Genomic DNA, 24,902 nt, shown 5'->3' with positions numbered 1-24,902 from the left:
CAAGGGGATGACTCATGAGAAAAGTGTTGATCGTGACGAGCAGCGCACAAGGCGGGCAGTCGGTGTCGAACCGGCTCGCCGGAGAACTCGCGACCAGCCTGGTCGAGCAGGAAGGCGGGGTGGAGATCATCCGGCGCGACGTCGGCGCCGATACCCTCCCGCACCTGACGGCAGAGACCGTCGCCGGGATTCGGGGCACGCCCGAATCCGAAGCGGAGCAAGCCACTCGCGCCTTGTCCGACGAACTGATCGGCGAGCTTCAGGCCGCGGATCTGATCGTCATCGCCTCGCCCATGTACAATTTCGGGATGAGCTCGACTCTCAAGACCTGGTTCGACCATGTCCTGCGCGCCGGAGTGACCTTCCGCTACACGGCCGAGGGTCCGGAGGGCCTGCTGAAGAACAAGCGGGCGATCGTCATCGAAAGCCGGGCCGGAATTTACAGCGACGGCGCGGCGGCGGGCATGGACAGCCAGGAACCGCACATCCGCAATCTGCTCGGCTTCATGGGCATCACCGAGGTCAGCTGGGTTCGCGCGGAAGGGCTGGCGTTCGGCGCCGATGCCGCGGCGGCGGCGATCGATGGCGCCCTTGCGCAACTTCGCGGCCTCGCCGGACAGGAGCTGGCGCTCGCCGCCTGAGGGAGGAAGTCATGAACAGGTTTCGACTGATCAGCTTCAAGCTCTGCCCCTACGTCCAGCGGGCAGCGATCGTTCTTGCCGAGAAAGGCGTTCCGTTCGAGCGAGTCGACATCGACCTTGCCGACAAGCCCGATTGGTTCCTGAAGCTTTCGCCGCTCGGAAAGGTGCCTGTGCTTGTGGTCGAGCAGGATGGCCGCTCGACGCCGATCTTCGAATCCGGCGTGATCGCCGAATATCTCGACGAGACGCTGGAGCCGCGGCTCCATCCCGTGGACCCGCTGGAGAAAGCGAGGCACCGCGCGTGGATCGAATTCGCATCGGCAAGCCTTGCCGACATTTACGGCCTTTATACCGGTGACGAGCAGGTCCATCGATCGAAGCTGGAGGCTCTGGAAAGGAAGTTCACCCGCCTGGAAGCCGTTCTCGGCGAAGGACCCAATTTTGCGGGATCGGGGTTCAGTCTCGTCGACGCTGCCTTTGCTCCGGCTTTGCGCTACTTCGACAGCTTCGACCGGATGCTGGATCGCGACCTGTTTGCCGGGAAGCCGAAGCTGGAGGCGTGGCGCAAGTCCCTGGCGAAGCGGCCAAGCGTGATCGGCGCGGTGCCGGGGGACTATCCGGAAGAACTGGTCCGCTACGTCGCCGACAAGGGCGGCTTCATGGCCCTTCGGGCCGAGCCCCGGCTTGCGTCGGAAGCAGCCTGAGCGCCTGCGGAAGGAGGATTAGAAATGATCGACGTCAGGAAGTTCGAGTCTCTTGGTCATGCCAATCACGGCTGGCTCAATGCCCGCCACCATTTCTCCTTCGCCAACTATCATGACCCCAAGCGCATGGGCTGGGGGGCGATCCGGGTCTGGAACGATGACGAAATCGCCGCCCGCTCCGGATTCCCGCCGCACCCGCATCGCGACATGGAAATTATCACCTATGTCCGAACCGGCGCGATCACCCATCAGGACTCGATGGGCAACAAGGGGCGGACGGAAGCCGGGGACGTCCAGGTCATGTCTGCCGGGACGGGCGTTCAGCATGCCGAATATAATCTGGAAGACGAGCAGACGACCCTGTTCCAGATCTGGGTGCTGACCGATCAGCCGGGCGTTCGCCCGAGCTGGGGCGCGATGAAGTTTCCGAAGGGCGATCGAGCGGGACGCTTCGTCACTCTGGCCAGCGGCTTCGAAGACGATCCGGACGCGCTCCGGATCAACTCGGCCGCTCGAGTGATGGGTGCCACCCTCGCCGCGGGGGAGTCGGCCGAACTGCTGATCGATCCGGACCGGCACATCTATCTGGTCGCCACCCAGGGACCGATCGAGGTGAACGGGGTCGCGGCCGAAGCCCGGGACGGGGTCGCCGTCACCGGCGAAGACAAGCTCGTCATCCGGGCGATCGGCGACTCGGAGATCGTCCTCGTCGACGCGCGGTAGAAAGTGAGCCCCTCTCCTACCGGAGGAGGGGCTCACCCATGGGTATCGCTACTCGTCGATTCGCTTGCGGCGAACCACGCGCCTCGGCTCGTCATCCTCCTCGACATAGACGACTCGCCGGCGCTCGCCTCCCCTGAAGAGCGGGATCAGACCGAACAGGCCCAGCAGGCCGAGCAATCCCCAGTCAAATCCGTCATTTTCCTCACGCTGAGCGAGCGACATGCCATTGCCGAACGGATCCTCCGGGTCGGCGAAGCCATTCGGATAGGCCGCGTCCGGTGAAATCGTCACCGGTTCCATGGGCGGCGTTTCCGTCCGCGGAACGACGACAACCGGAGGCTCGGGTTCGTCCGACGGGGCCGGATCGACCGGCTGGGCCGGAGGCGGCGGAGGAGGTGGAGGTGGAGGTGGAGGTGGCGGTGCCGGAGCCGGTGCCTTGGTCGGCGGCGGCGCAGCGACGACCGGCGGTTCGGCCGAGCTGTTCTGTGCCAGTGCGGCCGGAGCCAGCGCTCCGGCGGCGACGGCAGCGAGCAAGAAGGGCTTGAGCGGCATTCGGACACTCCATTTTGTGACGCTTGTGGAATGGTTTGCATCATTTTTCTTGCGTTTACCATCCGCCTGCCGACGTGGGAAAACAATCCATCGCAACAAGGCAGATCGACGGACCGAAACAGCTACACGTTCATCCGGCATACAGCCAGCGGGCTCACTTTGCGGAACATTCATTGGCGGGCGGAGCGGCGCCTGTCGGGTTCTGAGTTTCAGGGGCGGGCCTTCCATGACGATGTACGTCTACAGCACCGACGGTGATCCCGTCGGAACGGTGTTCGAAACCAATATCTACGATCTTGATGGAACTCCGCTGGGCCGGATCGTCGGCTGCCGGGTTCATCGCTTCGATGGCACCTATGTCGGCGAATGGTTCCGCGACATGGTCGTTCGCCGGCCTCAAGGAAGGCCGAGGATCATTCCCCCGGTTCCGGTGCCGCCGCGCCGTCCCCCGACCAGCGCCTCCTACCGGCTTCGCGCCGTCGTCGACTATGGCTATGAAGACGCCTTCCCACTGCTTCGCGATGGCGCGGCTCATAACGGATATCTCAGCGAGGCGGCAGAATAGGAGAGGGAACCACGCGACAGGAGCGTGGTTTGACCTGCGGTCAATGAATTGCACCCGTCCATGATCTTGGTCGTCGACGACGATCCCCTGGTTCGCGCGACCATTGGTCAGGCGCTCAATGCGCTTGGCTATGCCGTGTGCGAGGCGCCGGATGGTCCCGCCGCCCTCGAGATCGTCCGCAATGAGGCGCTGAGTCTGGTCATCCTCGACTATCGCATGCCAGGCATGGACGGAACCGAAGTTGCGCGGGAAATTGCGCAGCTGGACGAGACTTTGCCGGTTCTCTTCTCGACGGGGCATGCGGCGCTCAGGGCCCTGAGGGCAGCGGCCGGCGAAGATGTTCGGGTATTGGAAAAGCCGTTCACGCTGGACGAACTGGACAGCCTGGTTCGCGAGCGCCTGCTCGAACGCCGCCGGGCCCGGTCCGCCTGAACTCTTCCGGATCGTCGATCCTCCAGGACAGGGCTACGGACGGGCACTCGAACTCTCCCGCCGCTCGCGTGTGCATCGCCGATCGCTCGCCAAACAACGAGCGCGGTGAAAGGCATCGGACGCGGGACAAGGGCCCCAATCCCTGTTGCTATTGCGAGGCGTTCGCAATACGCTTTGCTCATGTTCGACACGATCCTCTCCTTGCCCACTCTGGCTTCGCTTGCCGCAGCGGATGCCCAGGCGGTTTCGGCGCTGCGACTCTGGGCGGTTCTTCGCCGCTCCGGCCAGTTCCCGCTGCCGGCCGTGGCCGAGAAGTTGGGTTCGCGCCGTGCCGCCGCTCACTTCCAGTTGCTGCTGGAGGAGATTGCGACCGCCTGGCCGGAGCCGTTCGTCGTCAGTCCGCTCTGTTGCCGCCGGCTAAGCCATGACGAGGCGCTTCTTGCCGACATGCTGAGGCTCGGCCGCCAAGGAGACCGACCGACTTTCGATCGCCTTCTCATGGAAATGGTCGGGGAGGACGAGCGCGAGCGGCTGTTCCTTTCCGCTGTCGTCCTGGCGGGCGCCCTGCCGCAGCCGACTCGACGATCGAACTGTCTCTGACCCGCCGCCTCGTACTTGTGGCAAGAGGGACCGGCCGTGCGGGGCGCTAGCGACAAGGCTGACCCGACTGCATCTCGCCTCCCGATCCCACTCGGTGCTGGCCAATCCCGGCACGGCATCGCTAGCGCGGCCCCTATGACAATCCGAATCCTCGTCGATGCCGACGCCTGTCCGGTCAAGGACGAGGTGTACAAAGTCGCCTACCGCCACTCCGTCCCCGTCGCGATCGTGAGCAACAGCCGCTTGCGGGTGCCCGATCATCCGTTGGTCGAGCGCGTGGTCGTCACCGGCAGCTTCGATGCGGCCGACGATTGGATCGCCGAAGCCGCGGATTCCACCTCCATCGTCGTCACTGCCGACATCCTGCTCGCCGATCGCTGCCTCAAGGCTGGTGCAACCGTGATCGGCCCGAACGGAAAGCCCTTTACCACCAGCTCGATCGGCGCCGCCGTCGCGACTCGCGCGATCATGGCCGATCTTCGGGCGGGCGGCGATGCAATCGGCGGTCCGCCGCCTTTCGCCAAGGCCGATCGTTCGCGTTTTCTCCAGGCGCTCGACGAAGCGCTGGTGCGGCTCAAGCGCCGATGACCGCCACCGGGCGCCGCCACGCCCGTTGTCCCTGCCGAACTGCTACAGAGGAGCGGCGCACCCCCGCCGCCGTTCGCCCGCCACGATGAGCTCGACGGCGATCGGATAGCGCCGGTCGGACATGCCGTCGGAGCAGCCCGGCGCTGCCCGGGTGCGAAGCTCGAAAGGACGACCGCCCAGCGCCCCTGACCAGATGCCGCCATCGGCCGCCGCCGTATAGCGGGTCCAGATCCGGGTGCCGTCCTGATCCTCGGGATTCGAGTAGGTGACGCAGCGCCCCTCGATCCGAGCGCTCCAGAAAGGCTCGGTGCCGATCGCCCGCAGCGGGCTCAGGCGAAGGCGCTCGCCATCCTGAATCTGGCAGGCACTGACCGCGGGCGTTCGGGAGGGGGATCGGGCCGCGGCCGCCCCTTCGGTGCAGGCAGCGACGAAAGCGCTGGCCAGGTCCGGCGGCGGAGCGGTGTGGGGGCCGCTATTCTGGGCACCGTAGTTCACGGCGAGCGGGCCACCGACGAGCGCCGCCAGATTCTCGGGAACTTGGCCGGTCCCGCTCACTCCGCCGCGCTGCCGATCGCCACCGGTGTCGGCGACGAGCGCGACGACTTCGCCGCCGCTTCCGAATGAAAGTCGCTCCTCGCTTCCGACCGGCCGGAAACCGGGAACGTTAACGAGCAGCCGCTGCTGCCCCGCCGGGCAGAAGAGGCGCATCTCGGGCTCGCCTTCCCGCGAAAGCAACGCAAGTGCGGTTCCTTCGCCGCTCGCCTGCAGGTCCCATCGACCGGTCAAGCTGTTCGTGCTTCCCGAGTCCGCCCTACGCGGGTGCTCTTGGCCGCTCACAATGTTGTGCGGTTCCTCGGCAAGGCGATCAGACGCCCGTTCCGGGTTGCCGCACGCCGCGACCAACAGGGCCGCTAGGATTGGAAGCGCTCGTTTCTGCATTCTGCCTCTGCTCGGTTGCACGGGATCGAAGATGGCGTTTCAGGTGAGGTCGTGTGACCTCCTAACGCCTCGATTCCGGCACCGCCACTTTCCGAGCGAGGCGGCGCGCCGCTCCCGCGGCCGGTTCGGTCCGTGGTGGAACGGAAATCTGTGACTTTCCAACTCGGAAAGTTTCGTCTTGCCAGATCGGAAAAGGATCTTCATTGACTTTCCATAACGGAAAGAAAGGGGATTACATGGACAGGAACGAAGCCGCGATCGCTCTGGCCGAAGTGGGGCGAATCGAACAGAAGCTGGCCGAACGCGCGCGGTGGCCATTCCATCGACATGCCATGTTCGGGCTGCTGGAAGGACTGCTGGTTGCCGCCGTTGCACAGCCGATCGGGATTGCCGGTGCGATGATCGCCGTGGCGTTCGCGCTGATGGCGGTTTGCGTGTTGGAAGATCGACGTCGTCACGGAATGTTCGTGTCCGGCTGGCAGGGCGGAGCCACGCTTCCGCTCACGATCATGCTCACCTTGTTCATCATGGCGATGGCCTTCGCTTCTGTTCTGGTACGCGACGAAGGAAGCGCCCAGCCTCTGGGCTATCTGTTCGGGCTTATCACTTTCGCCGTCGGGACAGCCGCGAGTATCCGCTGGGAAAAGCAATATCGTGCTCAGCTCGGCGACGGAGGACGCCCGTGAAGGCGGGGAGCGGCCTCGACGGCGCCCTGCACGCCCCCGCGCGACTGCAGATCGCGGCGCTGCTCGCGCGCGTCGAAGAAGCGGAGTTCGCCACCATTCGCGACATCGTTGAAGTCAGCGACTCCGTCCTGTCCAAGCACCTCTCGACGCTGAGCGAAGAGGGCTATGTGCGGCTACGCAAGGCCGCTCAGGACGGCCGCCAGCGCACCTGGGTCTCGCTGACGCGGGCCGGTCGCAAGGCCTTCGACGCCCATATGAGGGCGCTGCAGGAGCTGGTTGCGCACGCTCAGGCAGCCGTGGCGGCCGAATAGGAGCGGCAGGTCCGCGGGCGCAGGGCCAATCAGGTGCCGATCGTCACCCTGACTGAACCCCGGTTCTGCTGATGGACGAGGAGGATCGTCCGATCTCCTCAGCGGGACCTGACGACCAGCCGCTCCCTCACTCCGCCGCCGGCAGGTAGATCTCTCCGCCCTTTTCCCGGAACTCCTTGCTCATCTCGGCCATGCCCTGCTCGACCTCTTCGGCCGCCAGGAAGCTGGCCGCCGTCTGGTTCTGCCTTGCCGCGAACTCTCGAACTTCCTGGGTGATCTTCATCGAGCAGAATTTGGGTCCGCACATCGAACAGAAATGCGCCGTCTTGGCGCCTTCCGCAGGCAAAGTCTGGTCGTGATATTGCTCGGCGGTGTCGGGATCGAGCGAAAGGTGGAACTGGTCGCGCCAGCGGAACTCGAAACGGGCGCGCGACAGGGCGTCGTCGCGCAGCTTCGCCGCAGGATGCCCCTTGGCAAGGTCCGCGGCGTGGGCGGCGAGCTTGTAGGTCACAACTCCCACCTTGACGTCGTCGCGGTCGGGAAGTCCGAGATGCTCCTTCGGCGTGACGTAACAGAGCATCGCCGTTCCGAACCAGCCGATCATCGCTGCGCCGATCGCGCTGGTGATATGGTCGTAACCCGGAGCGATGTCGGTGGTGAGCGGCCCCAAGGTGTAGAAGGGCGCCTCGCCGCAGGCCTCGAGCTGCTTGTCCATATTGGCCTTGATCTTGTGCATCGGCACATGGCCCGGCCCTTCGATCATCACCTGGACGTCATGCTCCCAGGCGATGCGGGTCAGTTCGCCAAGCGTCGCCAGTTCTGCGAATTGGGCTTCGTCATTGGCATCGGCGATGCTTCCCGGGCGCAGCCCGTCGCCGAGACTGAAGGCGATATCATACGCCTTCATGATCTCGCAGATCTCCTCGAAGCGGGTGTAGAGGAAGCTCTCCTGGTGGTGGGCCAGGCACCATTTGGCCATGATCGACCCACCCCGGCTGACGATCCCGGTGACCCGCTTCGCCGTCATCGGAATGTAGGGCAGGCGAACGCCGGCATGAATGGTGAAATAGTCGACCCCCTGCTCGGCCTGTTCGATCAGCGTGTCGCGGTAGATTTCCCAGGTCAGATCCTCGGCGATCCCGCCGACCTTCTCCAGAGCCTGGTAGATCGGCACGGTTCCGATCGGCACCGGGGAATTGCGCAGGATCCATTCGCGCGTATCGTGGATGTTGCGGCCGGTGGAAAGGTCCATCACCGTGTCGGCGCCCCAGCGGATCGCCCACACCATCTTGTCCACTTCCTGAGCAACATCGGAAGCGACGGCGCTGTTGCCGATATTGGCGTTGATCTTGACCAGGAAGTTGCGGCCGATCGCCATCGGCTCGCTTTCCGGATGATTGATGTTGCTGGGGATGATCGCCCGTCCTCGAGCGACCTCGTCGCGGACGAATTCGGGGGTCACGAAATCCGGTATGGACGCGCCGAAATCCTGGCCATCGCGAACCTGCTCGCGGAGCATCTCGCGGCCCAGATTTTCGCGGATCGCGACATATTCCATTTCCGGAGTGATGATCCCGCGCCGGGCATAGTGCATCTGGGTGACGTTGGCGCCCGGCCTCGCCCGGAGCACCTTGCGGCGAACCTTGGGAAAGGGCTGCACCCCGCCCGACCGGTCCGGCCCGAGCTGGCCATTGTCTTCCGGCCTTACCTCGCGCTGATCGACCTCCTCGACATCGCCGCGCCCGCGGATCCACTCGCGCCGGAGCTCAGGAAGCCCCGCCATGATGTCGATCCGGGCGTCCGGGTCGGTATAGGGGCCCGAGCAGTCATAAACGCGGAGCGGCGGCTCGCCGGAGGAAGGCTCCAGATCGATTTCCCGCATGGCGACGCGGATCCCGCCCGGTCCTTCGACATGGATCTTGCGGCTGCCGCGAATCGGGCCGGTGGTGACCTTGAGTTCGGTGCGAGCGGGTGAATCGGCCATTACGTCTCTCCTTCATTCGGGAGAGAACGGTCTTCGGATGAAAGCCGTCCCTCCCTACGCCGGTGTCAGCCGGATCAGGTTCAGCGGGTCGCAGGTTCGCCTGCCTCTCAGCCGCCCAAGCGCGGCCCCCCGGGGAAGGACCCAGCATAGGCGTTTGCGACCCGACGCGAAAGGCACTGCGGCGACGATTCTCGTCCTGGTCTTGGCGCCGCCAAGTCGCCCCGTTCCGGTGCGCGCCGAAACGTGCATTGAACGGGTTCGCTAATGGCTCGTTCACCCTGGCGCCCTACATTGCCAAGCGCCGCCGAACTCCCCATGTAGGATTTGGCAGACGACGACCGGTGCTCACGGGTCCTTCGTTCTTCGAACGAGCCCTGTCGAAGCATCACTTTGATGGGAAATTTCATGTCCGACGACAACCGCACCCCCCAGGGCGACAAGGACCCGACCGGCAACAACTGGATGAAGAGCCTGATGATCTGGGCCGGCATCCTGCTTGCGCTGGTGCTGTTCGTGCAGATGATGGGGGCCGGGACGTCCACGACCCGCGACGCCATTCCCTATTCCGACTTCCTGAACCGGGTCGAGGAAGGCTCGGTCAAGCAGGTCGTGATCGGCAAGGAAACGATCACCGGCCGCCTGACCAACAACGAGACCTTCCGGACCAACGCTCCGCCGCAGGACACCCAGCTCGTCGAACGGCTTCGCCGCCAGGGCGTGTCCTTCGCCGCCGAGCCGGAACCGCAGACCTCCGTCTGGTTGATCCTGCTCTACCAGTCCCTGCCCTTCCTGCTGATTCTCGGCATCGCCTTCTTCGTCATGCGCCAGATGCAGAAGAATGCCGGCTCCGGAGCGATGGGCTTCGGCCGCTCCAAGGCCAAGCTGCTGACGGAGAAGCACGGCCGGGTCACTTTCGACGATGTGGCCGGCATCGACGAGGCGCGCGAGGAGCTTCAGGAGATCGTCGAATTCCTCAAGGATCCGACCAAGTTCGCCCGCTTGGGCGGCAAGATCCCGAAGGGCGCGCTCCTGGTCGGCTCGCCCGGCACCGGCAAGACGCTGCTCGCCCGCGCCATCGCCGGCGAGGCAAACGTGCCCTTCTTCACGATTTCCGGCTCCGACTTTGTCGAGATGTTCGTCGGTGTCGGCGCGAGCCGGGTCCGCGACATGTTCGAGCAGGCGAAGAAGAACGCGCCCTGCATCGTCTTCATCGACGAGATCGACGCGGTCGGCCGCCATCGCGGCGCCGGCCTCGGCAACGGCAATGACGAGCGCGAGCAGACGCTGAACCAGCTGCTCGTCGAGATGGATGGCTTCGAAGCCAATGAGGGCATCATCATCATCGCCGCTACCAATCGTCCCGACGTGCTCGATCCGGCGCTTCTTCGCCCGGGCCGTTTCGACCGGCAGGTCGTCGTGCCCCGGCCCGACATCGAGGGTCGCCAGAAGATCCTCGAAGTCCACATGAAGAAGACTCCGCTGGCTCCGGACGTCGACGCCCGAACGATCGCCCGCGGAACGCCGGGCTTTTCGGGTGCCGATCTCGCCAACCTCGTCAACGAAGCCGCCCTGCTCGCCGCTCGAAAGGGCAAGCGGCTGATCGCGATGAAGGAGTTCGAGGAAGCCAAGGACAAGGTCATGATGGGCGCCGAGCGCAAGTCCATGGTCATGACCGACGAGGAGAAAAGGGCGACCGCCTATCACGAGGCCGGGCACGCTCTGGTCTCGCTCCATGTCGAAGGCTGCGATCCGCTCCACAAGGTGACGATCATCCCGCGTGGCCGGGCGCTGGGCGTGACCTGGAACCTACCCGAGCGCGACCGTTATTCGATGAGCATGAAGCAGATGAAGGCGCGGCTCGCGCTCTGCTTCGGCGGCCGGATCGCCGAGCAGCTCATCTATGGCCCCGATGCTCTCAACACCGGCGCGTCCAACGACATCCAGCAGGCCACGGACATGGCCCGATCGATGGTCATGGAATATGGAATGAGCGAGAAGCTCGGCTGGCTCCGTTACCGCGACAATCAGGAAGAAGTCTTCCTTGGCCACAGCGTCGCCCGAAGCCAGCACGTGTCCGAGGAAACGGCTCGGCTGATCGACTCCGAGGTCCGCCGGCTGATCGAGGAAGCGGAGGCGGCAGCGCGCCAGGTCCTCACCGACAATCTCGACGAGCTTCACCGGCTCGCCGGGGCCCTGCTCGAATATGAGACCCTGACCGGCGAGGAAGCCAAGCGGGCGATCAGGGGCGAGGATATCGGTCGCGAGAATCCGAACGACAAGCCGAGCCTTACTCCGGTGACCGGCTCCACCATTCCGAGCACGCGCCGTCCCCGCGGCGGAGGAATAGGCGGTCCGGCTCCCGCCGGCGCCTGAACCGACGCTTCGATGTTCAACCGCCGTTCAGCGACGGCCCTGCTCCTTGCGGGGATCCGTGAGAGGGAGTGTCGATGCGTAAAAAGCTGCTTGCTGCCACCCTGCTGGCCCTGATTCCGCTCACCGCGCTTCATGCAATGACCGTCGCCGCCTTCCTGCAGAAGGCAGAGGCGCTGGAAAAGAAGGGCGCGATGGCGCTCTTCTCAAGCGACGTGGGGCGGCTCAAGGCCGAGGTAAAGCAGGCCGGCGAGGCGCTCAAGGCGGAGCGCCTTGCCGCGCAGCGTGCCGGAAGACGGGTGCCCTATTGCCCGCCCGACGGAGGCGGAAGCCTCGATTCACGCGAGCTGCTCGAGCATTTCCGCTCGATTCCGCCCGCTCAGCGCCAGCGGATGCATGTTCGCGACGGCCTTCGTGGGCTGCTCGTCCGCAAGTTCCCCTGCCCCTCCTGACGGCGCTGGCGCTCCGCTCGCGGCCCGTCAAAGCGGAAGTTCGAGTTCCCTGGCCGCCTCGCGCGCGGTATCTTCGCCGAGGTTCGAAAGAGTGAGCCCGAGCAGGCGGATGCCCTTGGGCGGGGGAAGCAGGGTTCGAAGCAAGACACTTCCGATGTGGAGGAATTCCTCCCGGCCGCTCACCAGCCGATCGAGACTTCGTGCCCGAGTGACGATCCGGAAATCCTGATACTTCACCTTGAGCGTGACCGTCCGGCCGCTCAGCCTCTTTTCCTCGATCCGCCGCCACACTGTCTGGCTGATCCGGTCCAGTTCGGCGATCAGCGCCGATTCCTCGACGAGGTCGTCCAGGAACGTGTCCTCCGCTCCCACCGACTTGGAGGGCCGGTCCGGCTTCACCTGACGATGGCAGATGCCGCGCGCGAGATCGAAGAAGTAGCGTCCCGAACTGCCGAAATTGTGCTGAAGGAAAGCAAGGCTCCGGGCGCGCAGATCGGCCCCGGTCTCGATCCCGAGCCGGGCCATCTTTTCCGCGGTCTTGGGGCCGACCCCGTGGAATCGCGAGACCGGGAGCGACGCGACGAAGGCTTCGCCTCGGGCCGGAGTGATGACGCACAGGCCATCCGGCTTGTTCTGGTCGCTGGCCAGCTTGGCAAGGAACTTGTTGTAGGACACTCCGGCCGACGCGGTGAGTCCGGTTTCCGCCCGGATCCTTTCCCGGATCTCCTGCGCGATCCGGGTCGCGATTCCGATCCCCTTCAAGTCTTCGGTGACGTCGAGATAGGCTTCGTCCAGGCTCAGCGGCTCCACCAGCGGGGTATATTCGGCGAAAATGCCGCGGATCTGGCGCGAAACCTCGCGATAGACCTCGAATCGCGGCTTGACGAAGACGAGGTCGGGGCAGCGCCGTTTCGCCGTGACCGAAGGCATGGCCGAACGCACTCCGAACTTGCGCGCTTCGTAGCTCGCCGCGGCGACGACGCCCCGAGCGGTGGACCCGCCAACCGCCACAGGCCGTCCTCGAAGCGAGGGATGGTCGCGTTGTTCGACACTGGCGAAAAAGGCGTCCATGTCGACATGGATGATCTTGCGCAGCGGCGCAGTGGGTCCTTCACCTCGGCTCGGGACGGACGCTTCGTTCACGATATGTCTCTAGCAGCCGCAGCCCGCTGCGAACAGGGCCCGCTTCCGCCGCTTCAGCTTAGCCGTTAGGGTCGCCGCCATGGACATCTACCTGCCCGTCGCCGGCCTGTCTGTGAACGCGCTGGTGATCATTGGCCTGGGTGGCCTGGTCGGGCTCCTGACCGGGATGGTAGGCGTCGGCGGCGGCTTCCTTACCACTCCGATCCTCATCTTCTATGGCATTCCGCCCGCGGTCGCGGTCGCCTCCGCGACCACCCAGATCACCGGTACGAGCATTTCCGGAGTGCTGGCCCATCGCCGCCGCCGCGGCGTCGACATGCGGATGGGCGCGGTGATCATCGTCGGAGGCGTGATCGGATCGATCGCGGGCGGCTTCCTTTTCCGACTGCTGCAGAACGGGGGCCAGATCGATACGGTCATCTCGATCCTCTATGTCGTCCTGCTGGGAAGCATCGGGCTGCTGATGGCCAAGGAAGCGGCCACGGCGCTCGGCATTCTCAACCCGTCGACGCGCAACGGCGACAAGCCGGCCCGGCGCCACAATCCCCTGATCGCGGCCCTGCCGATGCGCTGGCGCTTCTACCGTTCCGGCCTCTACATATCGCCGCTGGCACCGCTCGCCCTCGGCTTCGTCTCCGGGCTGCTGACGGTGCTTCTCGGCATTGGCGGCGGCTTCATCATGGTTCCCGCGATGATCTACCTGCTCGGAATGTCGGCCCAGGTGGTCGTCGGCACCTCGCTGCTCCAGATCCTGTTCGTCACCGCGGTGACGACCATCGTTCACGCCACCACCACGCGATCGGTGGACATCGTCCTTGCCGTCCTTCTGCTTCTGGGCTCGGTGATCGGCGCGCAATATGGCGCTCGCTTCGCCCAGAAGATGAAACCGGAGCTGCTCCGGATGATCCTTGCGATCGTGGTCCTTGGCGTCGCCTTCCGGATGGCTCTCCAGCTCGGCTGGAGGCCCGAGGAAATCTACACGGTGCAATATCTGTGAGGCTGCGCGCGCTGGCCCTCGCTCTGCTCGCGCCGCTCGCAATGGGGCAGGCGCAGCCGCGACTCGTCCCGGACGTTTCCGATCGCAATATCGAGATCCGCTACAGCTTCACGGGCGCCGAACTGCTGCTGTTCGGGGCGATCCTCTATCCAGGGGGGCGCCCGCCCGAACCCGACACGGACGTGGCCGTCGTGGTCAAGGGACCGCTGGAGCGGATCGTCGTTCGCGAGAAGCAGAAGGTGGCCGGGATCTGGATGAATGTCGAACGCGTGCGATTCCGCTCGGCGCCATCCTTCTACGCCGTGGCCTCCTCGCGCCCGCTGGCGCAGCTGATCGACGAGCGAATGGCGGCAATCTACGAGCTTGGAGTCGACAATCTCCAGCTTTCTCCCGGCGGTGGCTCCTCGCCCGAGGAACTTCGTCGGTTCGAGCGAGGGCTGATCGACCTCAGGCGACGGCAGCAGCTTTATGCCGAATATCCTCGCGGCGTGGAGATCAGCGAAGGCGTGCTTTACCGTGCCCGAATCGCGATACCGGCCAGGGTGCCGGTCGGAACCTACACCGCGGAAACCTTCCTCATCCGCGACGGACGGGTGATTTCCGGCGCAGCGCGCGAAATCCGCATCGAGAAATTCGGTTTCGAAAGGTTCGTCGCCGAAACTGCGGAGGAATGGTCGTTCGCTTACGGACTCGCGGCGGTGGCCGTCTCGCTGTTGCTCGGCTGGAGCGCCAGCGCCGTCTTCGCCCGCCGCTATTCCTGAGCCAGGGTTCCTCCCAACCTGCTCGAAAATCACTTGTTTACCGGCTTGGGCTAAGCCTTCAGCCCTTCGTGACGAGCGACAGGGGCAGAAATGACCGACGGAATCAATCTCCACAGCTTTCCGGAATCCGCTGCAGGCACCGGTTCGGACCCCTGGTCGCCTGCGCCAAGGACCTTGGTCGCGACTCACGAGCCGATCGGCCGGGTGGTGGAGATTGCCGGCAGCGGCGCGCGAATCGAGATTTCCTCCGGCCGGCTGGCCGATCTCGCGAGTGATCCCGATCCGACGGTGGCCATGTCGGGTCAGGTCGGAAGCCAGGTCAAGATCGATTCCGGTCGCCGCTGGCTGCTCGCCAACGTGCGGCGGCTCAAGGTCACCGATGCCGAGGCTGGGATCGTGTCGGCGGAGATCGACTTTCTCGGCGAAGGCGACGAAGATTCGCAGACCGGCAGGCTGGTCAATTTCAAGCGCGGAATCACCGCCTATCCGATCCCCGGCAGCCGCGCCTATCCGGTCACCGGGGCCGACCTGAAGCAGATGTTCGCCGCCGACGAACGCGCTCATGTCGAAATCGGCACTGTCTATCCAACCAAGGACGTCCGAGCCGCGCTCTATGTCGACGCGCTGCTCGGCAAGCATTTCGCGCTGCTCGGTTCGACCGGCACCGGCAAGTCGACGGCCGCGGCCCTGATCATGCACCGGATCTGCGAGCTTTCGCCGGAGGGTCACATCGTCATGATCGATCCGCACGGCGAATATTCGGCCGCCTTCAAGGGCCATGGCGAGCTATTCAACGTCGACAATCTCGCCATGCCCTACTGGCTGATGAACTTCGAGGAGCATTGCGAGGTGTTCGTCACCTCATCCGGCGCCGAACGCCAGCAGGACATGGACATTCTCGCCAAATGCCTTCTCCAGGCGAGAGCCAAGAACCGCGCGGCCGAGGGACTCAACAAGCTTACCGTGGACTCGCCGATACCCTACACCTTGTCCGACCTGACCAATGCCATCAGTCACGAGATGGGCCTGCTCAACAAGGCCACGGACACGGCGCCCTTCATGCGGCTCAAGACCAAGATCGACGAACTGAAGTCGGACCCGCGCTACCAGTTCATGTTCTCGGGGATGCTGGTCGCGGACTCGATGGGCGCCTTCATCGGCAAGATCTTTCGCCTTCCCGCAAGAGGAAAGCCGATTTCGATCATTGACGTGTCGGGCGTTCCGTCCGACATTGTCTCGGTCGTCGTGTCGGTGCTTTCGCGGCTGGTGTTCGACTATGCGATCTGGTCGCGGAGCGAGGTCCAGCGACCGGTTCTCCTGATCTGCGAAGAAGCCCATCGCTACGTGCCCGCCGACAAGACCTCGACCGGTCAGGCAGTGCGCAAGGTGTTGGAGCGGATCGCCAAGGAAGGACGCAAATATGGCGTCTCGCTCGGGTTGATCACGCAGCGTCCGTCCGACCTTGCCGAAGGGGTCCTCTCCCAGTGCGGCACGATCATCGCGATGCGGCTCAACAACGACCGCGACCAGCAGTTCGTCAAGAGCGCGATGCCCGAAGGGTCGCGCGGATTCCTGGACGTCATCCCGGCACTCCGGAATCGGGAATGCATCGTCTGCGGCGAAGGCGTCTCGATTCCGATCCGGGTCTCGTTCGACGATCTCGAGCGCGACCGACGCCCGGCATCCTCCGACCCGCTCTTCTCCGAGCTGTGGAGGCATAGCGGCGACGAGGAAGCGATGGTCGGCCGGGTCGTCAAACGCTGGCGCGCCCAGGGGCGCTAAGATCCAAGAGCGCAGGTCGAGCGTGTCTAGCGAGTGCTTTCGGCCACGTAGGCGGCCCATTCGGCTGGCACCTCGGCGCCGGTTCGTCTCATGATGCCGATGGCTTCGCCCAGCAGCCTTGCCGCGTCCGCTCGCCGCCCCTGCTCATCATAGAGAGCCGCGAGATTGGCTCGGCTGCGGGCGTCTAGCGGCGAGGCGTTCACGATCTGCTCGAGCAGTATCGCTGCCCTCTGCTTTTCGCCCCTTCGCAACGCAATCGCCACCAGGCTGCGGAGCGCCGGCCCGCGATAGGCTTGGGGCATGCTTTGCGTGGCCAGCATGCCCTCGAGCGCTTGCTGCCGATCGACATCGTCGCCGCCGTCCGACTGCGCGATCAAATAAGCGAACCAGTGGGCAAGATAGCGCTCCTCGTCGCCGAGATCCGCACGTTCGATGATGCGGTCGAGCCGGGTCCTTGCCGCTCCGAAATCGCCGGCCTGGAGACCGGCCTGGAGCTCGGCGAAGAGGCACAGCGTCCCCTCCGACAGCCGGACCTCCCGCGAGCGGCATTCACGAACCTGAACCTGCCTTGTCCCTCCCGCGAACGGGTCCATGCCGCTGCCGGGAAGGAGGCCCGCCACCCCGGTGCCGGTGGCAATCTGCCCCTGCCAGGATTGGTCCTGCGGTCGCGCGATTCGCGAGCCGGTCGGCGCGACTTCCTCCTGGCGTTCCGCCGTGCCGGTGACGACGATCGGCGAGTCCTGGCTGGGGGCTGCGGATTCCGGTTCCGTCGCGGCCGCCCCGATGGCGATCAGCAGGAGAACCGGACTGGCAAGCATCTACGGCGCAGTCTGCGTCGACGCGCCGTCGGTCTCCACCTCCTGCCGACGAGCGCTCCCGACCGGAGTCGCCAGCAGGTTGCGAAGACGCGCTCGGAAGCTGGCGAGCTCGGAACCGGAAAGCTGCGGACGGCTGGTGAACCGCACCGACCGCGGATTGACGGGCCGGCCATTGCGATAGGTTTCGAAATGCAGGTGCGGACCGGTCGACAGGCCAGTCGATCCGACATAGCCGATCACCTGGCCCTGGCGAACTCGGGAGCCCGGCGACACGGCGATGCGGCTCATGTGGGAATAGGATGTTGCAAGTCCGTTGGAGTGGCTGAGCCGCACCTGGCGGCCATAGCCGCCGGCCCAGCCCGCCGCCGTCACCCGGCCATCGGCCACGGCCAGGATCGGTGTGCCATGAGCCGCCCGGTAGTCGACCCCGCGATGCATTCGCGAATAGCGGAGGATCGGGTGCATCCTCAGCCCGTAATTGGAAGTGATCCGGCCAGGCACCGGCTGAGTGAGACCACCGCTTTCGCGGCCGACTCCGGATGCTTCGAACCACTGGGTCCGTCCGTTGGCGGACCATTGCATCAGCCTGACCTCCCGACCGCTGGCCCGCTTCAGACCGGCATAGAGAAGGCCGCCGGTCTCGGTCTCGCCCGTAGCCGCCCGACGATGCTCGATAATGATGTCGAACCGGTCGTCGGAGCTGAGGCCGGAAGGCACACTGACCTGAGTTGTCAGTGCCCGGATGTACGATTCGACGATCCGCGCGGGAACGCCGGCGGCTCGAGCCGAACGGTAGAGGCTGGCCCCGACGCGTCCCTGAATCCGAAGCGGTGTCTCGTCCACGGCGATCGGGATTCGATCGAGGACGAGCGCTCCGTCGACCCGGCTCACTTCGATCCGAAGATCGAACCGAGCGCGCAGGCTGAGCTTTTCGACCGGCCGCGCAACCATCCGATTCGGTCGGCGGCCGAGCGTCAGGTCCATCACGGTTCCGGGACGGAGGTCGGAAACGGGAACGGCCTCCCCGATCAGCTCAGCGATCCGATTGGCTTCGGCCGTCGCCACCCCGGCGCGTTCGAGCACGCGAACGAACCCATCGCCACGACCAAGGGCGGCGCGAAGATCGATGATCGGCCGCTCGGGCGTTTCCGTCAGCGGCTCCACAAGGTCGGTGGGCGCCATTCGGCGCCCCGTGTCGGCGCCGAAGGCGAGCGGGGCGATGTTGAGGGCCCGCGCTTCCTCGAACTGGGCTTCGGGATAGGGTGCGGGCGAATGGCCGGGAAGGGCTTCGAAGCCTGGCGCAAGCGACCAGGCGGCGTAGCAAAGGGCAGTGCAGGTAAGCAGGCCGCGAAACCATTGAAGCGAACCAAGCCGCTGCCCGAGATCGACCACGAGGTCGAGATTGCCGGTGCTCCGGCGCAGATCTCCGCTCTTCTGACCGAAGGCCGGTCGAGTCTGCAGAGCCTGCCGGAAGACCGAGCTGTCGAGACTGACGGCGGCGGCGCCGCTGCCGGAGTCCGAGGTGAAATCGTTGAATTGGTACAAGGCCGGTGAGCCCCCGCGCGCCCGTTTCGTTCCCCCGCCGCGCAACCCCGCTCGGCAGGCGGATAGGGGTGTGAAGAAAAGAGGTTAATGTCAAATTACGTTAAGCCGCCTCGCGCCCTCCTTGCGACCAGTCGCCGCTCCGGGCCGACGAGCCGAGTTCCGCTCCCAAGCTCCGGAAAAGGTTGCGCTTTGGCCAGGCCGGGGCAATCTAGCGTTGATGAGCGACGCTCACGCCAGTCCGCTTAAGGCGATCCTCGGGCCGACCAACACCGGCAAGACCCATCTGGCCGTCGAGCGGATGTGTGGACATTCCTCGGGAATGATCGGCTTTCCGCTGCGGCTGCTCGCCCGCGAGGTCTATGACCGGGTCGTCAAGCTGAAAGGGCCCGCCGAGGTGGCGCTCCTGACCGGCGAGGAAAAGATCCTGCCGCCGAAGGCGCGCTGGTTTCTCTGCACCGCTGAGTCGATGCCGACCGAACGAGACGTCGCTTTCGTCGCACTGGACGAGGCGCAGCTCGGCGCTGATCCCGAGCGGGGCCACGTATTCACCGACCGAATGCTTCACGCGCGTGGCCGCGACGAGACGATGATCCTCGGATCGGAAAGCCTGAAACCGATGGTGAGGAGCCTTCTGCCGAAGGCGGAAATCATCGGCCGGCCGAGATTCTCGACTCTTTCCTATGCCGGCCCTTCCAAGCTGTCCCGACTGCCGCCGCGCTCGGCCATCGTCGCCTTCTCGGCCGAGCAGGTCTATGCGGTCGCGGAGATGCTTCGGCGGATGCGCGGCGGCGCCGCCGTCGTGATGGGAGCGCTTTCGCCGCGGACTCGCAACGCCCAGGTGGAGATGTACCAGGCCGGCGAGGTCGACTATCTGGTGGCCACCGATGCAATCGGCATGGGACTCAACATGGATGTCAGCCATGTCGCCTTTGCCGGTCTTTCCAAGTTTGACGGTCGTCGTCGGCGACGACTGACTCCGGCGGAGATGGCGCAGATTGCCGGCCGTGCCGGTCGCCACCAGCGCGACGGCACGTTCGGATCGCTGACGCTGGAGGGCGATGCCCTTGCCGAATTCCGGCCGGAGGAGATCGAAGCGATCGAGGAGCATCGATTCGCGCCACTCGAACATCTCTACTGGCGCGAGGGCGAACTCGATTTCCGAAGCATCGAGCGGCTCATCCGGTCGCTCGAGCGGCGTCCTTCAAGAGCGGGCCTGCGGGCTGCCCCCGAAGCGATCGATCTTGCGGTGTTGAGGTTGCTCGCCAGCGATCCCGAGGTCCTTCGCCGGGCGACCGACGAATATCGCGTCCGGCGGCTCTGGGCCGCCTGCGGGCTGCCGGATTTCCGCAAGACCGGGCCCGAACATCATGCCCGCCTCGTCGCTCGGCTTTACGGCCATCTCAGCGAGGGAAGCGGTCACATTCCGCAGGGCTGGTATGCCGAACAGGTCGCCCGTCTCGACAATGTCCAGGGCGACATCGAGACGCTTGCGGACCGGCTCGCCGGCGTTCGCACCTGGGCCTATATCGCTCACCGCTCCGACTGGCTCGCCGCTCCGGCCGAAATGGCCGAGCGCGCCATGGCGGTCGAGGAGAAATTGTCGGAAGCGCTTCACGAGCGGCTTACCCAGCGTTTCGTGGACCGCCGCACGTCCGTGCTGATGCGCGATCTCGGGCGCAAGGGTGCCGGCGAGTTTCCAGTCCTCATCGACGAACAGGGCGAGGTCAGCGTCGGCTCCTACGCGATCGGCCGCCTTCGTGGCTTTTCCTTCGAAGTCGATCCGGCCGCTCGCCACGCCGACCGCAAGATGCTGCTTGCAACGGCGGAACGGCGCCTTGCCGGCGAATATGAGAAGCGAGCGGCGGCGCTTGTCGCCGACAAGGACGAGCATTTCTCCTTGCGAACCGACGCCGGCGAGCCGGTGGCCATCCTGTGGCGCGGCCATGAAGTGGCCAAGCTCGGCCGCGGCAAGAATCTCCTGAGCCCGAGAATCCAGCTCGATCGACGAATCGACTCCGTCTCCCAGCGCGGTCGCGACGCCGTGATCGACCGGCTTCAGGCCTGGATCCGCCACCAGGTAGAACGCACGCTTGCGCCGCTTCGGGCGGCCGGCCACGCCGCCCAGGATCCGGCGACGCCTGCGGCTGTCAGGTCGGTCCTTGCTCTCCTCGTCGACGAAGGGGGAATCGTCGCCCGAGAGCAGGTGGCAGCGCCGCTCGCCAGTCTCGAGCGCGAACAGCGCCGGGCCATTGCCGCGCTGGGTATCCGGATCGGAGCGCTCGACCTCTTCATGCCGACGGCACTCAAGCCGGAAGCCATGCGCTGGCGCGCCGCCTTGCGAGCCGCGGCATCGGGCCAGTCGATGGTGGCCCTGCCCCCCCAGTCGAGCGTCGTCCTGCCCGCCGTCAACGGCCGGAGCGATTCCCTGATCCGGCTGGGCTTCCGCCCGGCAGGACCGCAGTTGATCCGGGTGGACATGGCCGAGCGGCTCGCCCGGCATGCGCACGAAGTTCGGGCCGGCAAGGAAGGCGCGCCGGTCAACGAAATGCTGGTGACCTCGCTCGGGCTCCAGCCGCAGGCCGTTGCCAAGCTGATGCGCGATCTCGGATTCCGCGAAAGCGATGGCGAGGCCGGTTGGGTCTGGCGCGGCCGTCGACGGCGGCAGGATCGCCCGCAACGCACGGTTTCATCCTCCTTTGCCGCGCTTGCGGAACTGAAGCGTGGCTGACAGCCTGAGACTCGACAAGTTTCTCTGGTTCGCGCGCATCGTGAAGACCCGAAGCGCCGCTCAAGCGCTCGCTCAGGAGGGGCGGATCCGAATCGATGGGCGAGTTATCGATCGTTCCCACGCGCCGGTCAGGGTGGGGGACGTGCTGAGCTTCGCGATTCGCGGCCGGGTCCGGATATTGCGAATCGAAGCGCTTCCGGTCAGGCGCGGGCCGGCCGCGGAGGCGAGCGCGCTTTATTCCGAATTGACGAGCGAAGGCGGCCACGCCTAGGAAATCGCCGCCTTCCGGGAGAAAGACACCGATGACCTATGTCGTGACCGATGCCTGCATCCGCTGCAAATATATGGATTGCGTCGAGGTTTGTCCGGTCGACTGCTTCTACGAGGGCGAGAACATGCTCGTGATCAATCCGAGCGAATGTATCGATTGCGGCGTTTGCGAGCCGGAATGCCCGGCCGAGGCGATCCTGCCCGATACCGAAGCCGGACTAGAGAAGTGGCTTGAGCTCAACGCCACCTATTCCGCCGAGTGGCCGAACATCACCCGCAAGAAGGACTCCCCGGCGGACGCGGACGAACACAAGGGCGAAGACGGCAAGTTCGAGAAATATTTCTCCGCCGACCCGGGGACCGGGGACTGATCGTTCGGGGCGATTTGCCCCCCGCCGCTGGTCGCCGGCCGCGAGTCGTCTTTCCGCCCGATGACGGGTTCACCCACGCCGTTCAGTTCGGCTCTTCGTACAGGTGAGCCGCTCCGGAAGCGAATCAGGTCCGCGGCCGGACAGGCTCGACAGCGGGTGCCGGGTCCCTTTATCCCCGGAAAAGCCTCGCAAGGCTGGATTCCTGCCACTTTTGCTGTTATATGACAGTGTATCGAAGCGGGTGCCTTTGCATTCGCAGTCGGTGATCAACAGCGAATTGCCGCACAACCGAAAATCTGAACTGCGTCCTTCGGGGCGGATGCGGGGATAGTGACGGTGCAAGTGCGGCCTTTTCCATGGGAAGGTCCATATTGATGGCAACGAAAGCGTTGAGCTTCGACGTTGGCGACTATGTCGTTTACCCAAAGCACGGCGTGGGCCGTGTGATCGACCTGCAGAGCACCAGCATCGCGGGGATGAGCCTCGAACTTTACGTCCTGCGGTTCGAGAAAGAGAAGATGACGCTCCGAGTCCCGACCAACAAGGCGGAGAGCGTCGGCATGCGCAAGCTGTCGTCGGACAAGACGATGCAGGAGGCGCTGACGACCCTCAAGGGCAAGCCGAAGGTCAAGCGCACCATGTGGTCGCGCCGAGCCCAGGAATATGAGGCGAAGATCAATTCCGGCGATCTCGTATCGATCGCCGAGGTCGTCCGCGACCTGTTCCGGCCGGACGACGCCCCGGAACAGAGCTATTCCGAGCGGCAGATTTTCGAGGCTGCCTCGACCCGCTTGGCTCGCGAGCTGGGGGCGATGGAGCAGATCGACGAGAAGCGGGCGCTGGAGAAGATCCTGGACATCCTCAACAGGGCGGCCGCAATCCATCACAACAGCCCGGCCGAAGCCTGAAGCTTCGATCCGCGGCAGGGAAGAAGGCGGTCCGCAAGCGGGCCGCCTTTTTCGTTGCGCCTAGTGCTGCCGTGCTGTATTATCTTCCTAATACAGATGGGAGGATTGCCATGCGGAGGTTTCTTGCTCTTGCCTCGCTTCTGACGCTCTCCGCCGCCTGCTCGGCCGGAGCACAGGGCGGAGACGATCGAAGCAGCCGCAGCGGTTCGGGAGAACGCGATTTCCAGATCGGGACTTTCCAGGCGATCGACCTGGCCGGCGCCTATAATGTGATCGTCACCGTCGGCGGCGAGCCTTCCGCTCGCGCCGAAGGCGAGCAGGCGGGCCTTGATGAGCTGGAGGTCCGAGTGGAAGATGGGGTACTCAGAATCGGCGCCCGCCGCAACGGTGCCCTGAACTGGCGAGGCCGTGGTCCGGTTACCGTGCACGTCAGCGCACCCACGCTTCGCTCCGCTTCGATCAGAGGGTCGGGCGATATGCGGATCGACCGGGTCCGCAGCGAGGCTTTCGCCGCCGCCGTGTCCGGCTCAGGCGATCTGGACATCGCCGCCCTTCAGGCTCGGCGGGCCAGCTTCGACATCGCCGGCTCCGGCGACATCCGCGCGGCCGGCGCCACCGAGGAAGCGAGCCTCTCGATTGCAGGCTCCGGCAACATCCGTCTCGATTCGCTTCAGGCTCGTCGGGCCTCGGTTTCGATCATGGGATCAGGCGACATAAGTCTGCGAGCGACGGACGCGGTGGACGGGTCGATCATGGGATCGGGAGACGTTGTCGTCCGGGGAACGACTCGCTGCTCGGTCTCCAGGATGGGCTCGGGCGACGTTCGCTGGCAGGCCTGACAGCGTCCGCCCCTGCGGAGGCTCGCCACCATTGACCGTTAACCATTTGCGGTCATGTTCGCAGCCATGATCCGTGTCCTGCTTCTTCTCCTCGCGCTCGCTTCCGCCACTTCCCCCGCCGTCGCGGCGGAGCGCCGTTATTCGATCACCGATTTCGACCGGATCGTCGTCGAAGGCCCCTTCATCGTCCGGCTGACCACCGGTCGCCCGACTTCGGCCAAGGCTTCCGGAAGCCAGGCGGCTCTGGACCGGGTTGTCATCGACTCGTCGGGACAGACGCTTCGGATTCGGCGCAACCGTTCACAATGGGGCGGCAGCCCAGGCGCCCAGGAAGGGCCGCTGACGATCGAGCTCACGACCCGGACCCTCCGATCCGCGCGCCTGGTGGGTCCTGCCCGGCTCGAGCTGGACCGGGTTCAGGGGCAGAGGGTCGACCTCGTCGTCGAAGGCAGCGGCCTGCTGAGCGCCGGCGCCATCGAAGCCGACAATCTGTCGATCGGTCTGCTCGGCTCCGGCCGGATGATCCTTTCGGGCACCGCCGAACAGCTCGATGCAACTCTCCAGGGGACGGGAGATCTCGACGCGTCGAACCTGAGAGCGGACAATGCCACGATCACGGCGTCTACTCTCGGCAATGTCACCGTGGGGGTGACTCGCGCAGCCACCGTCACCGCCCAAGGTCTCGGCGAAGTGAACATCCTGGGTAGCCCAGCCTGCACCATCCGCGGCCCGAATGCGACTCAGGTGCGCTGCAGTTCAAATCAACGCCAGCACCGTTAGCTGTTCGACGAGCTGGGGCGGAAGCTCGGCGATGTCGTCGCCTTCGCGGCCAAGGTCCGAAGGCGCCTCGGTGGCAACGAGGTAGCGCCAGCCCTGATGTGCCCGCCTCGGTCGAGCCTGAACGGTCACGAGTTCGGGATGGAGGCGAATGATGGTTCGCCGGTCGCCTTCACTCTCGTCGAAGCCGAGGATGGCCTGGCGGGCCGTGATCCGGTGCTTGATGATCCAGTAAAGCGATCCGCCGACAAGCTCGTCCGCGCGCTTCGGCCGAAAGCGAGTGGTCACTGGCACATGATCATCGAGCCGCCGCAGCTGCTGGCGGCGGCGCAACGCATCGAGATTCGCGCAACCGACCGCGACCTTGCTCATATGCAATTCAGGCATGTCTGAGCCATGCCGGTTTACGCCTGCCA

Annotated in this window: 27 protein-coding genes and 1 riboswitch; of the genes, 20 read left to right on the top strand and 7 right to left on the bottom strand. The window is 65.2% G+C overall.

The genetic code is table 11. The features are described from left to right. The first annotated feature begins 14 nt into the window (after positions 1–14). The 3 genes from ACRYLT_RS06005 to ACRYLT_RS05995 are packed head-to-tail and all read left to right on the top strand — an operon-like array spanning position 15 to position 2,068. Positions 15–641: an FMN-dependent NADH-azoreductase gene (locus tag ACRYLT_RS06005; protein ID WP_482663195.1), complete on the top strand. Its 627-nt coding sequence runs from the start codon at positions 15–17 to the stop codon at positions 639–641. Between the two features lie 11 nt (positions 642–652). Then, positions 653–1,345: a glutathione S-transferase family protein gene (locus ACRYLT_RS06000; protein ID WP_482663194.1), complete on the top strand. Its 693-nt coding sequence runs from the start codon at positions 653–655 to the stop codon at positions 1,343–1,345. A 24-nt stretch (positions 1,346–1,369) separates the two neighbouring features. Continuing rightward, on the top strand, positions 1,370–2,068 hold the full coding sequence (locus ACRYLT_RS05995) for a pirin family protein (protein WP_482663193.1): 699 nt from the start codon (positions 1,370–1,372) through the stop codon (positions 2,066–2,068). A gap of 48 nt (positions 2,069–2,116) precedes the next feature. On the opposite strand, the gene ACRYLT_RS05990 is transcribed toward ACRYLT_RS05995, so the two are convergent. Next, positions 2,117–2,620 (bottom strand): hypothetical protein, encoded by a 504-nt coding sequence (locus tag ACRYLT_RS05990; RefSeq protein WP_482663192.1) that lies wholly within the window; start codon positions 2,618–2,620, stop codon positions 2,117–2,119. 226 nt (positions 2,621–2,846) lie between these two features. Here ACRYLT_RS05990 and ACRYLT_RS05985 point away from each other — a divergent pair, with 226 nt between their 5' ends. The 4 genes from ACRYLT_RS05985 (at position 2,847) to ACRYLT_RS05970 (ending at position 4,805) form a co-directional block, all read left to right on the top strand. Then, the gene (locus tag ACRYLT_RS05985) at positions 2,847–3,185 is read left to right on the top strand and encodes a 4-fold beta flower protein (protein WP_482663191.1); all 339 of its coding nucleotides are present in this window, start codon (positions 2,847–2,849) and stop codon (positions 3,183–3,185) included. Positions 3,186–3,245: 60 nt separating this feature from the next. Then, complete coding sequence (locus tag ACRYLT_RS05980) at positions 3,246–3,617, top strand: response regulator (protein WP_482663190.1); 372 nt, start codon at positions 3,246–3,248, stop codon at positions 3,615–3,617. Between the two features lie 180 nt (positions 3,618–3,797). Beyond that, on the top strand, positions 3,798–4,217 hold the full coding sequence (locus ACRYLT_RS05975) for an addiction module antidote protein (RefSeq protein WP_482663189.1): 420 nt from the start codon (positions 3,798–3,800) through the stop codon (positions 4,215–4,217). A gap of 135 nt (positions 4,218–4,352) precedes the next feature. Then, on the top strand, positions 4,353–4,805 hold the full coding sequence (locus tag ACRYLT_RS05970) for a YaiI/YqxD family protein (protein WP_482663188.1): 453 nt from the start codon (positions 4,353–4,355) through the stop codon (positions 4,803–4,805). A gap of 42 nt (positions 4,806–4,847) precedes the next feature. On the opposite strand, the gene ACRYLT_RS05965 is transcribed toward ACRYLT_RS05970, so the two are convergent. Beyond that, complete coding sequence (locus ACRYLT_RS05965; RefSeq protein ID WP_482663187.1) at positions 4,848–5,591, bottom strand: COG3650 family protein; 744 nt, start codon at positions 5,589–5,591, stop codon at positions 4,848–4,850. Between the two features lie 389 nt (positions 5,592–5,980). Here ACRYLT_RS05965 and ACRYLT_RS05960 point away from each other — a divergent pair, with 389 nt between their 5' ends. Beyond that, on the top strand, positions 5,981–6,430 hold the full coding sequence (locus tag ACRYLT_RS05960; protein WP_482663186.1) for a hypothetical protein: 450 nt from the start codon (positions 5,981–5,983) through the stop codon (positions 6,428–6,430). Then, entirely contained in the window at positions 6,427–6,741 is a 315-nt protein-coding gene (locus tag ACRYLT_RS05955) for a transcriptional regulator (protein WP_482663185.1), read from the top strand. The genes ACRYLT_RS05960 and ACRYLT_RS05955 overlap by 4 nt, the downstream gene beginning before the upstream one ends. A 127-nt stretch (positions 6,742–6,868) precedes the next feature. Here the strand turns inward: ACRYLT_RS05955 and thiC are convergent, their stop codons facing one another. Further along, complete coding sequence (thiC, locus tag ACRYLT_RS05950; RefSeq protein WP_482663184.1) at positions 6,869–8,725, bottom strand: phosphomethylpyrimidine synthase ThiC; 1,857 nt, start codon at positions 8,723–8,725, stop codon at positions 6,869–6,871. 34 nt (positions 8,726–8,759) lie between these two features. After that, positions 8,760–8,867: riboswitch (TPP riboswitch) on the bottom strand. Positions 8,868–9,130: 263 nt separating this feature from the next. Between thiC and ftsH the strand changes: the two genes are divergently transcribed. Next, the gene (ftsH, locus tag ACRYLT_RS05945) at positions 9,131–11,098 is read left to right on the top strand and encodes an ATP-dependent zinc metalloprotease FtsH (RefSeq protein ID WP_482663183.1); all 1,968 of its coding nucleotides are present in this window, start codon (positions 9,131–9,133) and stop codon (positions 11,096–11,098) included. Between the two features lie 74 nt (positions 11,099–11,172). Further along, entirely contained in the window at positions 11,173–11,547 is a 375-nt protein-coding gene (locus ACRYLT_RS05940; protein ID WP_482663182.1) for a hypothetical protein, read from the top strand. Between the two features lie 27 nt (positions 11,548–11,574). Here ACRYLT_RS05940 and dinB read toward each other — a convergent pair whose 3' ends face one another. Further along, entirely contained in the window at positions 11,575–12,690 is a 1,116-nt protein-coding gene (dinB, locus tag ACRYLT_RS05935; RefSeq protein ID WP_482663181.1) for a DNA polymerase IV, read from the bottom strand. 79 nt (positions 12,691–12,769) lie between these two features. Here dinB and ACRYLT_RS05930 point away from each other — a divergent pair, with 79 nt between their 5' ends. From ACRYLT_RS05930 to ACRYLT_RS05920, 3 genes are all read left to right on the top strand, one after another. Beyond that, on the top strand, positions 12,770–13,687 hold the full coding sequence (locus tag ACRYLT_RS05930) for a sulfite exporter TauE/SafE family protein (RefSeq protein ID WP_482663180.1): 918 nt from the start codon (positions 12,770–12,772) through the stop codon (positions 13,685–13,687). Between the two features lie 41 nt (positions 13,688–13,728). Continuing rightward, positions 13,729–14,448: a TIGR02186 family protein gene (locus tag ACRYLT_RS05925; RefSeq protein WP_482665403.1), complete on the top strand. Its 720-nt coding sequence runs from the start codon at positions 13,729–13,731 to the stop codon at positions 14,446–14,448. Positions 14,449–14,538: 90 nt separating this feature from the next. After that, a complete protein-coding gene (locus ACRYLT_RS05920; protein ID WP_482663179.1) occupies positions 14,539–16,230 on the top strand; it encodes an ATP-binding protein in 1,692 nt (563 codons plus the stop codon). 26 nt (positions 16,231–16,256) lie between these two features. Here ACRYLT_RS05920 and ACRYLT_RS05915 read toward each other — a convergent pair whose 3' ends face one another. Both ACRYLT_RS05915 and ACRYLT_RS05910 read right to left on the bottom strand, forming a co-directional pair. Next, positions 16,257–17,048, bottom strand: a complete 792-nt coding sequence (locus ACRYLT_RS05915) for a hypothetical protein (protein WP_482663178.1) — start codon at positions 17,046–17,048, stop codon at positions 16,257–16,259. Continuing rightward, the gene (locus ACRYLT_RS05910) at positions 17,049–18,593 is read right to left on the bottom strand and encodes a peptidoglycan DD-metalloendopeptidase family protein (protein ID WP_482663177.1); all 1,545 of its coding nucleotides are present in this window, start codon (positions 18,591–18,593) and stop codon (positions 17,049–17,051) included. It abuts the gene before it with no gap. A 217-nt stretch (positions 18,594–18,810) separates the two neighbouring features. On the opposite strand from ACRYLT_RS05910, the gene ACRYLT_RS05905 reads away from it, so the two are divergent. The 6 genes from ACRYLT_RS05905 to ACRYLT_RS05880 all read left to right on the top strand — a co-directional run bounded on the left by ACRYLT_RS05905 (position 18,811) and on the right by ACRYLT_RS05880 (position 24,489). After that, positions 18,811–21,321, top strand: coding sequence for a helicase-related protein (locus tag ACRYLT_RS05905; protein ID WP_482663176.1), 2,511 nt, complete (start codon positions 18,811–18,813; stop codon positions 21,319–21,321). Beyond that, on the top strand, positions 21,314–21,592 hold the full coding sequence (locus tag ACRYLT_RS05900) for an RNA-binding S4 domain-containing protein (protein ID WP_482663175.1): 279 nt from the start codon (positions 21,314–21,316) through the stop codon (positions 21,590–21,592). Before ACRYLT_RS05905 ends, ACRYLT_RS05900 begins: the two co-directional genes overlap by 8 nt. Positions 21,593–21,623: 31 nt before the next feature. After that, positions 21,624–21,962: a ferredoxin FdxA gene (gene fdxA / locus ACRYLT_RS05895; RefSeq protein WP_482663174.1), complete on the top strand. Its 339-nt coding sequence runs from the start codon at positions 21,624–21,626 to the stop codon at positions 21,960–21,962. 374 nt (positions 21,963–22,336) lie between these two features. After that, on the top strand, positions 22,337–22,870 hold the full coding sequence (locus tag ACRYLT_RS05890) for a CarD family transcriptional regulator (protein WP_482663173.1): 534 nt from the start codon (positions 22,337–22,339) through the stop codon (positions 22,868–22,870). A 110-nt stretch (positions 22,871–22,980) separates the two neighbouring features. Continuing rightward, the gene (locus tag ACRYLT_RS05885) at positions 22,981–23,709 is read left to right on the top strand and encodes a head GIN domain-containing protein (RefSeq protein ID WP_482663172.1); all 729 of its coding nucleotides are present in this window, start codon (positions 22,981–22,983) and stop codon (positions 23,707–23,709) included. Positions 23,710–23,775: 66 nt separating this feature from the next. After that, entirely contained in the window at positions 23,776–24,489 is a 714-nt protein-coding gene (locus tag ACRYLT_RS05880; RefSeq protein ID WP_482663171.1) for a head GIN domain-containing protein, read from the top strand. Here ACRYLT_RS05880 and ACRYLT_RS05875 read toward each other — a convergent pair. Further along, positions 24,466–24,873: a DUF1489 family protein gene (locus ACRYLT_RS05875; protein ID WP_482663170.1), complete on the bottom strand. Its 408-nt coding sequence runs from the start codon at positions 24,871–24,873 to the stop codon at positions 24,466–24,468. The genes ACRYLT_RS05880 and ACRYLT_RS05875 overlap by 24 nt on opposite strands. Between the last annotated feature and the right edge of the window lie 29 nt (positions 24,874–24,902).

This window comes from Sphingosinicella sp. SM1-17 (genome assembly GCF_056821765.1).
This window is presented reverse-complemented; position numbering and strand designations above follow the sequence as displayed.

Coding starts and splice junctions, on each gene's coding strand:
- thiC (WP_482663184.1), bottom strand. CDS start 8,725: ATGGCCGATTCACCCGCTCGCACCGAACTCAAGGTCACCACCGGCCCG.
- ACRYLT_RS05980 (WP_482663190.1), top strand. CDS start 3,246: ATGATCTTGGTCGTCGACGACGATCCCCTGGTTCGCGCGACCATTGGT.
- ACRYLT_RS05990 (WP_482663192.1), bottom strand. CDS start 2,620: ATGCCGCTCAAGCCCTTCTTGCTCGCTGCCGTCGCCGCCGGAGCGCTG.
- ACRYLT_RS06000 (WP_482663194.1), top strand. CDS start 653: ATGAACAGGTTTCGACTGATCAGCTTCAAGCTCTGCCCCTACGTCCAG.
- ACRYLT_RS05930 (WP_482663180.1), top strand. CDS start 12,770: ATGGACATCTACCTGCCCGTCGCCGGCCTGTCTGTGAACGCGCTGGTG.
- ACRYLT_RS05975 (WP_482663189.1), top strand. CDS start 3,798: ATGTTCGACACGATCCTCTCCTTGCCCACTCTGGCTTCGCTTGCCGCA.
- ftsH (WP_482663183.1), top strand. CDS start 9,131: ATGTCCGACGACAACCGCACCCCCCAGGGCGACAAGGACCCGACCGGC.
- ACRYLT_RS06005 (WP_482663195.1), top strand. CDS start 15: ATGAGAAAAGTGTTGATCGTGACGAGCAGCGCACAAGGCGGGCAGTCG.
- ACRYLT_RS05915 (WP_482663178.1), bottom strand. CDS start 17,048: ATGCTTGCCAGTCCGGTTCTCCTGCTGATCGCCATCGGGGCGGCCGCG.
- ACRYLT_RS05960 (WP_482663186.1), top strand. CDS start 5,981: ATGGACAGGAACGAAGCCGCGATCGCTCTGGCCGAAGTGGGGCGAATC.
- fdxA (WP_482663174.1), top strand. CDS start 21,624: ATGACCTATGTCGTGACCGATGCCTGCATCCGCTGCAAATATATGGAT.
- ACRYLT_RS05985 (WP_482663191.1), top strand. CDS start 2,847: ATGACGATGTACGTCTACAGCACCGACGGTGATCCCGTCGGAACGGTG.
- ACRYLT_RS05905 (WP_482663176.1), top strand. CDS start 18,811: ATGAGCGACGCTCACGCCAGTCCGCTTAAGGCGATCCTCGGGCCGACC.
- ACRYLT_RS05885 (WP_482663172.1), top strand. CDS start 22,981: ATGCGGAGGTTTCTTGCTCTTGCCTCGCTTCTGACGCTCTCCGCCGCC.
- ACRYLT_RS05925 (WP_482665403.1), top strand. CDS start 13,729: ATGGGGCAGGCGCAGCCGCGACTCGTCCCGGACGTTTCCGATCGCAAT.
- ACRYLT_RS05970 (WP_482663188.1), top strand. CDS start 4,353: ATGACAATCCGAATCCTCGTCGATGCCGACGCCTGTCCGGTCAAGGAC.
- ACRYLT_RS05875 (WP_482663170.1), bottom strand. CDS start 24,873: ATGCCTGAATTGCATATGAGCAAGGTCGCGGTCGGTTGCGCGAATCTC.
- ACRYLT_RS05940 (WP_482663182.1), top strand. CDS start 11,173: ATGCGTAAAAAGCTGCTTGCTGCCACCCTGCTGGCCCTGATTCCGCTC.
- ACRYLT_RS05880 (WP_482663171.1), top strand. CDS start 23,776: ATGATCCGTGTCCTGCTTCTTCTCCTCGCGCTCGCTTCCGCCACTTCC.
- ACRYLT_RS05890 (WP_482663173.1), top strand. CDS start 22,337: ATGGCAACGAAAGCGTTGAGCTTCGACGTTGGCGACTATGTCGTTTAC.
- ACRYLT_RS05995 (WP_482663193.1), top strand. CDS start 1,370: ATGATCGACGTCAGGAAGTTCGAGTCTCTTGGTCATGCCAATCACGGC.
- ACRYLT_RS05920 (WP_482663179.1), top strand. CDS start 14,539: ATGACCGACGGAATCAATCTCCACAGCTTTCCGGAATCCGCTGCAGGC.